We start from the raw sequence: 7,673 nt of genomic DNA on the forward strand, positions 1-7,673 counted from the left end.
TCCGCGCCGACAACCTCATCGAGGACTTCGAGGCGCGCAAGGGCCGCCCCGCCGCCAACGGTCTGGCCGACATCCCGTGCCCGAACTGCGGCACGAAGGGCAAGTACACCGAGCCCAAGGCGTTCTCCGGCCTGGTGAAGACCTACCTCGGCGTCGTCGACGACGAGTCGGGTCTGCATTTCCTGCGCCCCGAGACCGCGCAGGGCATCTTCGTCAACTTCACCAACGTGCTCACGGCGTCGCGCAAGAAGCCGCCGTTCGGCATCGGCCAGGTGGGCAAGGCCTTCCGCAACGAGATCACCCCCGGCAACTTCATCTTCCGCACCCGCGAGTTCGAGCAGATGGAGATCGAGTTCTTCACCCCGCCCGCAGAGGCGCCCGAGTGGTTCGACCACTGGGTCGAGGCGTGCTGGAACTGGTTCATCGACCTGGGCATCAACGCCGACAACATGCGCCGCTTCGACGTTCCCGAGGAGGACCGCGCGCACTACTCCGCCGGCACCATCGACGTCGAGTACCGCTTCGGATTCACCGGCAAGGAGTGGGGCGAGCTGATGGGCGTCGCCAACCGCACCGACTACGACCTGGGCAGCCACTCCGAGGCATCCGGCCAGTCGCTGACCTACTTCGACCAGGCCACCGGTGAGAAGTACACCCCGTACGTCATCGAGCCGTCGTTCGGTCTCACCCGCGCCATGATGGCCTTCCTCGTCGACGCGTACGACGAGGAAGAGGTGCCCAACGCCAAGGGCGGAGTCGACACCCGCACCGTGCTGCACCTGGACCCGCGTCTGGCGCCCGTGAAGGTCGCCGTGCTGCCGCTGTCGCGCAACGAGCGGCTGTCGCCGTTGGCGCGCGAGGTGGCCGACACCCTGCGCGGCCGCGGCTGGAACATCGACTTCGACGACGCCGGCGCCATCGGACGCCGCTACCGCCGTCAGGACGAGATCGGCACGCCGCTGTGCGTGACGGTCGACTTCGACTCGCTCGATGACCGCGCCGTCACGGTGCGCGACCGCGACACGATGGCGCAGGAGCGCATCGGTCTCGACGCGCTGGAGGGCTACCTGGCCGAGCGCCTGCGGGGCGCCTGACCCGCGCGGCGGCCGGTCCCGCCGGCCCCGCCGCGGCGCCGCCCCCGCCGCCCCCGCCCTCGCCGGGTGAGAAACCACGATCCGGCTGAGACACCACGATCCGGTTGAGACACCACGCGACGCGCGATGTCTCAGCCGGATGCTCGTGTCTCAGCGTCGGCGGCGGGCCCGGGTCCCCCTGCGCGCGGCGTGGCTCGGCAGGATGCCCTCGGGTGGCCCGTAGCCGAAGCGCGCGGCCACCGCGGCGCGAGGATCCGAGTAGGCGAACGCCGCTCGGCGGATGCCGGTGGCCATGCCGACCGCGGTCGGCAGGAGCCCGACCGCCATCGCCGCGCCGAAGACGGCAGCCGCGGCGGTCGCCCCGGCGTCGGCGGTCGCCTCCGCGCGCAGCGCGCTCCAGACGGCCAGGGCGCCACCGAGCGCTCCCAACACCGCGATGATCCCCATCGCGGTCATCCGCAGGTTGAAGGCCGGCTGGGTGTAGGTCTGCGCCGTGCCGACGAACATCGCATCGATCGTGCGACGCTCCCCGCGCCGCCAGGGGAGGCGCACCCAGAAGGCGAGGGCACGTGTCAGTGCCCGTCCCGCTCGGCGCAGGTGCAGCAGGATCCACAGCGAGAGGGCTGCCAGGACGGCGGTGAGCACCGCTCCGGCGGCTGTGACAGCCCATGCCGTGCTCTGCTCCCGCTCGAGGGTCGCGGTGAAGCCCGCCGGGATGAGCGCCGCCATGACGGAGGCGCAGAACCACAGGGCTACCCCGAGAGCCCCCCACCCCAAGCGGGAGTACCTGCGCCAGTCCCGGTAGAGCACGTCCTCGGCGCGGCGCGCGTCGGCCGAGGAGGCGACCTCCTGAGGTGCGATGCCGCCGCGCTCGCGCTCTACCGCGAGGGCGCGCTCGGCGATCTCGATCCACCGCCCCGATTCAGGTGTGATCCACCGGATCGCCATGTCGCCCTCTCGTTGACGCGGCCGGCTGCGACGATGCGGTCCGCACCGTCATCCGGTGTGGACCGCATCGTCGGCATCCTGCGCTGTCGGCTCAGCCGGGCGCGGTCGTTCCCGTGCCGGCCGGCGCCGAGCCGTTGCCCGAGGCGCCGGTGCGGGCGCCGGCGAAGCCGGCCAGAAGGGTTCCGAGGTCGAGCCCGGTCAGCGACTTGACGACCTCGGTGCCTTCGCCGAGCACCGTGCCGACGGTCTTGGTGACCGCCGACGCGCCGTCGGTGGAGATGACGGTGAGCTGGTCGATGTTGCTGATCGGCTCGGCGGCGGCACGGACGATCTCGGGCAGGCGCGAGATGATCTCCTGCGCGAGGGCGGCCTCGCCGTACTTCTTCAGTGCCTCGGCCTTGGCGTCGGTCGCCGTCGCCTCCGCGACACCCTCTGCCTGGATGGCGGCGGCGCGGGCCTCGCCCTCGGCGCGGATACCGGCGGCCAGAGCCACCTGCTTGTCGCGCTCGGCCTCACCGGCGAAGCGCACCGACGTCGCGGACGCCTCGGCATCCTGCACCGCGGCGACCTTGTTCGCCTCGGCGATCTTGGTGCGCTTGTAGGCATCGGCTTCGGTGGCGGCGTTGGCGGCGTCGCGCTGGGCGGTGGCGCGCTGCACCTCGGCGTACGCCTCGGCTTCGGCGGGCTTGCGGATCTCGATGTCGAGGCGCTCCTGCGTCACGAGGGCCTGCTCGATGAGCGCCTCGCGCTCCTGCTGTGCGACGAGACGGTCCTGCTCGGCCTTGGTGAACGTGCCGGCAGCCTCGGCCTCGGCGTTCGCGCGGTCGGTCTCGGCCTTGATGGATGCCTGGCGAAGGCTCAGCGCCTTCTGGCGCTCGGCGATCTGCTCGGCGGCCTCGATGCGGGCGAATTCGCTGGCGCGCGAGGCTTCGGCTTCGCTGACCTCCGCCACCTGGCGGGCGCGGGCCGCCTCGGCGCGACCCAGGTTGGCGAGGTAGTCGCTGCCGGGGGTGGAGATGTCGCTGATGTTGAGCAGATCCACCTGCAGGCCCTGCTCGACGAGGTCGGCCTTGGTCTCGGCGACGACCCGGTCAGACAATCCCTTGCGGTCGGAGATGATCTGCTCGATGGTCATGTCGCCGATGATCGAGCGCAGCGAGCCTTCGAGCGACTCGCGGATGATGTCGGTGAGGGTCTCCTGCTGCGAGAGGAAGCGCTGGCCGGCGCGGCGCACGCCCTCTTCGGTGCCGGAGACCTTGAAGTTGATCGACGCCTTGATGGCGATCTTGATGCGGTTCTTGTCGACGCCCTCGACGGTGATGCCGATCTGGCGCTGCTCGAGCGAGATCGGGAAGCCCTGCTGAAGGATCGGCCACACGAACGTGCGCCCGCCGATGACGACGCGCTGACCGGTGGCCTCGCCCGGCACGGGCTTGCCGGCGCCGCGTCCGACGATGATGAGCGCCTCGTTCGGGGGCACGCGGCGGATGCGACGCGCGATGAAGGTCAGAAGTCCGAGGACTGCGACGATCAGGGCGAGGACGGCGGCGATCTGGACGATGTCGACCGGCATGGGATTCCTTCCGTGGATCGCGGCGACCGCCGCGGGTTATTCGGCGACGACTTTGACGCGCGTGCCGCTGTGCTCGACGACGCGGATGCGCACGCCTTCGGGAATGGGGGTGTCCGAGTACGCCAGGCGCCGCTCGATCTCGTGCGGGCCGTCGAGGGAGACCTCGCCGCCGGCCGGGGTGATCGGGGAGCGACATACTCCGGTGAGGCCGACGGCGTTGGCGGGAGCGCCGTCGGAGCTCGCCGCGAGCTTGCGGATGAACAGCACCGCGACGACGTACGCCACGAGAGCGAGCGCTCCCGCGACGACGTAGACCCACACGTCGTCGAGATTCGATGAGGTGGTGAACACGCCGCTGGCGCCGAAGACCACGGCGGCGATGCCGAGCGCCGTGCCCGACAGGGCACCCTCGCCGATCTCGAAGTGGTCGAAGATGTCGCCGACCACGAGCGAGATCACGAGCACCAGAAGACCGATGCTGCCGATGATGATGAACGGCGTGAGCATGCAGGCCTCCCCAGGGCGTCGGCGGTCGCTTTCGTCTCTACCCTATGAGAAACCTGAGAGGTTGCGCTGCCTTTCTTATGCCGACGTGCCTGCGGACTCGCGCGCGGCGGCCTTAGCGGCCTTCTTGAACGCGCGCACCTTCTGCAGCGAATCGGGCGACACGATGTCGGCGACGCTGCGGTGCGACCCCTCCTCGCCGTAGGGGGCGGATGCCTCACGCCACCCGTCGCCGGTGTAGCCGTACTGCTTTCCGAGGAGCGCCAGGAAGATCTTCGCCTTCTGGTCCCCGAACCCCGGGAGGGCCTTCAGCCGCTTCAGCACCGTGCGCCCATCCGGGTCGTCGCGGGTCCAGATGGCTGCGGCATCCCCGCCCCATTCGTTCACGACGGCACCGCACAGCGCCTGCACCCGCGCCGCCATGGAACCCGGAAAGCGGTGCACTGCCGGGGTCTGTGCGAACAGCGCGGCGAACTGTTCGGGGTCGGTGCCGGCGATGGCCTCGGCATCCAGCGTCCCCAGGCGCTCGCTGATCTTCAGCGGCCCGGCGAACGCGGTCTCCATCGGCACCTGCTGGTCGAGCAGCATGCCGATGAGCAGGGCCAGCGGGTCGCGCGTGAGCAGCTCATCCGCTGCGGGGTCGTCGGTGATGTGCAGGCTCATCCCTCCATCGTCTCACCGCGCAGGCGAGCGTGTGCGGGGAGCGCAGCGGGGGCGGTCAGTCGAGCCAGGCGTCGGCGAAGTCGACGGCATCGAGCGTCGCGAGGTCGCGCTCCACCATCTCGAGGATCGCTTCGACGTCCTCCATGTCGGCAGGCTCGAACCGCCGCACTTCGGTGCCGTCCAGTGCCAGGCGGATGACGATGTCGGTCATCGCCGGGGCCGACGCGCCGCTGGCATCGAACAGCGATACGAGCGCGGTGCCGGCCCACTGGGCGGCACGCTTGAGGGGCGTCGCGGCGCGGTCTTCCCCGCCGGCGGTGTACACCTCGGCCGCGGGGACGGGAGCGCTCACGGTCAGCCTGCGGATGCCACGTCGACAGGGGCGACGAGCGGCGCCGACTCGTCGGCCTCGAGCCCGAACAGCGCCGACACAGCGGCGAACACGTCATCGGCGCGACCCTGCTCGGCGAGCTCGTGAGCGCGCACCGTGGGGGTGTGCATCAGCACGCCGGCGAGGTGGCGCAGCGCCTGCTCGGTGGCGCCGTCGTCGCCGCGGCTGCGGGCACGGGCGATCTCGGTCTCGAGCACCGACGCGACGTGGGCGCGCAGCGCCACGACGGCGGGGGCGACGCTGCGGCGCTCGCCGGTGGCGACGAAGCGCGCGGCGGCGTCGGCGACGAGGCGGCGGGCGTCGTCGGTGGCCTGCAGCTCTTCGAGCGGGGCGTGCAGGCGGATGGTCTCGAGGTCGAGCAGGTCGGTGCCGGGGACCTCGGCGACGTCGTGGTCGACGTTGCGCGGCAGCCCGAGGTCGATGACCAGGCGCCGGGCCGGGACCGAGGCGGCGTCGACGGCCGCGGCACCCTCGGCGAACGTCGCCGCCGACAGCACCGGGTGCTCGGAGCTGGTGCAGGTGATGACGAGGTCCGCCGTGGCCACCGCGGCGGCGAACGATGCCGCGGGCACCGGCCGCAGCGCGTGGCGGGCAGCGAAGGCGGCTTCGCGCCCGGAGGGCGAGGCGACCGAGATGTCGGCGGCACCGCGGTCGCGCAGGGCGGCGACGGTGGCAGCGGCGTAGGACCCGGTGCCGACCATCACGACCCGCAGGGCGGCCCAGTCGGTGACGCGGCTGCCGGCGAGCTCCAGCGACAGGCGCACCAGCGAGCGGCCGGCGCGGCCGATCGCCGTGGCGTTCTTGATGCCCCGCTGGGTCTCGCTGGCGCGCTGGAAGAGGCGCTCGAGCTCGGTCGATGTGGTGCGCTGCTCACGCGCTTCGCGGAGGGCGCGGCGCACCTGGCCGGCGATCTCGCCCTCGCCGACGACGACCGACTCCAGCCCGGATGCCACTGCGAAGAGGTGCCGGGCGACATCGTCGCCGACGACGACCTCGTACGATCCCTCGAGCTCGGCGGGGGACACGCCCATGGCGGACTCGATGGCCAGCAGGGTCGCCTCGACGGCCACGGCACCGGCGGCGGTCACCGGCTCGTCCATCTCGACGTACGCCTCGAAGCGGTTGCACGTCGCGACCACGACGGCGCCCTGCACGCACTCGTCGTGCGCGGCGATGATCGGGGCGACGCGGTCGGTGTGCACACTGAGACGCTCGAGCAATTCGAACGAGGCGGTCTTATGACTCGCGGTGACACACAGCAGCACCATTGAAGGCTACCTGGCCCTCGCCTGGGAAGGGGCACGACGGCGGGTGCGAGGATGGATCAATGGCCACCGCCCCCCTCTTGCGTGCGTTGCACGGCGACCGCCCGGAACGCCCTCCCGTCTGGTTCATGCGTCAAGCCGGACGCTCCCTCCCCGAGTACCGCGATCTGCGGGTGGGTACCCGCATGCTCGACGCGTGCCTCGATCCCGCGCTCGCGGCGGAGATCACGCTGCAGCCGGTGCGCCGGCACCGCGTGGATGCCGCGGTCTTCTTCAGCGACATCGTGGTGCCGCTGCTGCTGGCGGGCATCGACGTGGAGATCCAGCCCGGCCGGGGCCCCGTCTTCGCCGAGCCGGTGCGCACCGCCGCCGACGTCGCTCGCGTGACGGCGATCGAGCCGGCCGCGGTGGTCGCGGCATCCGGTCCCATCGCCGAGGCCATCGGCATCGTCACCGCCGAGCTGGGCGAGGTGCCCGTGATCGGCTTCGCCGGCGCGCCCTTCACCCTCGCCGCCTACCTCGTCGAGGGCGGCCCGTCGAAGGAGCACCTGCGCGCGCGCGGCATGATGCACGCCGATCCCGAGGCCTGGCACCGACTGGCAGGGTGGCTCGCCGAGGTCTCGCGGGCCTTCGACTCGTGGGCGGGGTCGCTGTCGGCGGCGGACTACCGCGAGTTCGTCGCGCCGCACTCCCTCGCCGCACTCGAGGGGGTCACCGTGCCCCGCATCCACTTCGGCGTCGGCACCGCACACCTGCTTCCGGACATGCTCCTGGGCGGGCGAGCCGACGCGGTGGGCGTTGACTGGCGGACGCCGCTGGACGAGGCCGCACGCATCGTCGGGCCCGACGTCACGCTGCAGGGGAACATCGATCCCGCGCTGCTGGCGGCGCCCTGGCCGGTGCTGTCGGCGCACGTCCGCGACGTCATCGCCCGCGGCGGCGCCGCCCGTGCGCACATCCTCAACCTCGGGCACGGCGTGCCGCCCGAAGCCGATCCCACGGTGCTGACCCGCATCGTCGCCCTCGCCCACGGGGAGGACGCATGAGCGACGCCGTAGACCTCGTCGCGCAGGCGCGCGACACCCGCATCGTCGTCGTCGGCGGCGGTGTCGCGGGCCTGGTCGCGGCGCTCGAATGCGCGAAGGTCGGCATGCAGGTGACGGTGCTCGAAGCGTCGGACCGCCTCGGCGGCGTCGTCCGCTCCGCCGACGTCGACGGGGTGACCGTCGACGTCG

9 protein-coding genes are annotated in these 7,673 nt (G+C 71.8%); 3 read left to right on the forward strand and 6 right to left on the reverse strand.

Annotated elements, in window-relative coordinates; all coding sequences use genetic code 11:
- On the forward strand, positions 1-1,094 hold a 1,094-nt coding region (locus NQ160_RS14525), incomplete at its 5' end, for a glycine--tRNA ligase (protein ID WP_257515917.1).
- Between the two features lie 150 nt (positions 1,095-1,244).
- On the opposite strand, the gene NQ160_RS14530 is transcribed toward NQ160_RS14525, so the two are convergent.
- The 6 genes from NQ160_RS14530 to NQ160_RS14555 all read right to left on the reverse strand — a co-directional run bounded on the left by NQ160_RS14530 (position 1,245) and on the right by NQ160_RS14555 (position 6,438).
- Complete coding sequence (locus NQ160_RS14530) at positions 1,245-2,042, reverse strand: hypothetical protein (protein ID WP_257515918.1); 798 nt, start codon at positions 2,040-2,042, stop codon at positions 1,245-1,247.
- 91 nt (positions 2,043-2,133) lie between these two features.
- The gene (locus NQ160_RS14535) at positions 2,134-3,615 is read right to left on the reverse strand and encodes a flotillin family protein (protein WP_257515919.1); all 1,482 of its coding nucleotides are present in this window, start codon (positions 3,613-3,615) and stop codon (positions 2,134-2,136) included.
- Between the two features lie 36 nt (positions 3,616-3,651).
- Complete coding sequence (locus NQ160_RS14540; RefSeq protein WP_257515920.1) at positions 3,652-4,122, reverse strand: NfeD family protein; 471 nt, start codon at positions 4,120-4,122, stop codon at positions 3,652-3,654.
- Positions 4,123-4,197: 75 nt separating this feature from the next.
- Positions 4,198-4,782 carry an HhH-GPD-type base excision DNA repair protein gene (locus NQ160_RS14545; RefSeq protein WP_257515921.1) on the reverse strand — a complete coding sequence of 195 codons (585 nt, stop codon included), beginning with the start codon at positions 4,780-4,782 and terminating at the stop codon, positions 4,198-4,200.
- Between the two features lie 55 nt (positions 4,783-4,837).
- Complete coding sequence (locus tag NQ160_RS14550) at positions 4,838-5,134, reverse strand: hypothetical protein (protein ID WP_257515922.1); 297 nt, start codon at positions 5,132-5,134, stop codon at positions 4,838-4,840.
- Positions 5,135-5,136: 2 nt separating this feature from the next.
- Complete coding sequence (locus NQ160_RS14555) at positions 5,137-6,438, reverse strand: glutamyl-tRNA reductase (protein ID WP_257515923.1); 1,302 nt, start codon at positions 6,436-6,438, stop codon at positions 5,137-5,139.
- Between the two features lie 62 nt (positions 6,439-6,500).
- On the opposite strand from NQ160_RS14555, the gene hemE reads away from it, so the two are divergent.
- The gene (gene hemE / locus NQ160_RS14560) at positions 6,501-7,484 is read left to right on the forward strand and encodes a uroporphyrinogen decarboxylase (protein ID WP_257515924.1); all 984 of its coding nucleotides are present in this window, start codon (positions 6,501-6,503) and stop codon (positions 7,482-7,484) included.
- The coding region (locus tag NQ160_RS14565; RefSeq protein ID WP_257515925.1) for an FAD-dependent oxidoreductase at positions 7,481-7,673 on the forward strand (193 nt) is incomplete at its 3' end. The genes hemE and NQ160_RS14565, both read left to right, overlap by 4 nt.

This window comes from Microbacterium sp. zg.Y909 (assembly GCF_024626565.1).

What these genes read in the sequence shown, in the direction of transcription:
- NQ160_RS14530 (WP_257515918.1), bottom strand. Translation starts at nt 2,042, where the DNA reads ATGGCGATCCGGTGGATCACACCTGAATCGGGGCGGTGGATCGAGATC.
- NQ160_RS14535 (WP_257515919.1), bottom strand. Translation starts at nt 3,615, where the DNA reads ATGCCGGTCGACATCGTCCAGATCGCCGCCGTCCTCGCCCTGATCGTC.
- NQ160_RS14540 (WP_257515920.1), bottom strand. Translation starts at nt 4,122, where the DNA reads ATGCTCACGCCGTTCATCATCATCGGCAGCATCGGTCTTCTGGTGCTC.
- NQ160_RS14545 (WP_257515921.1), bottom strand. Translation starts at nt 4,782, where the DNA reads ATGAGCCTGCACATCACCGACGACCCCGCAGCGGATGAGCTGCTCACG.
- hemE (WP_257515924.1), top strand. Translation starts at nt 6,501, where the DNA reads ATGGCCACCGCCCCCCTCTTGCGTGCGTTGCACGGCGACCGCCCGGAA.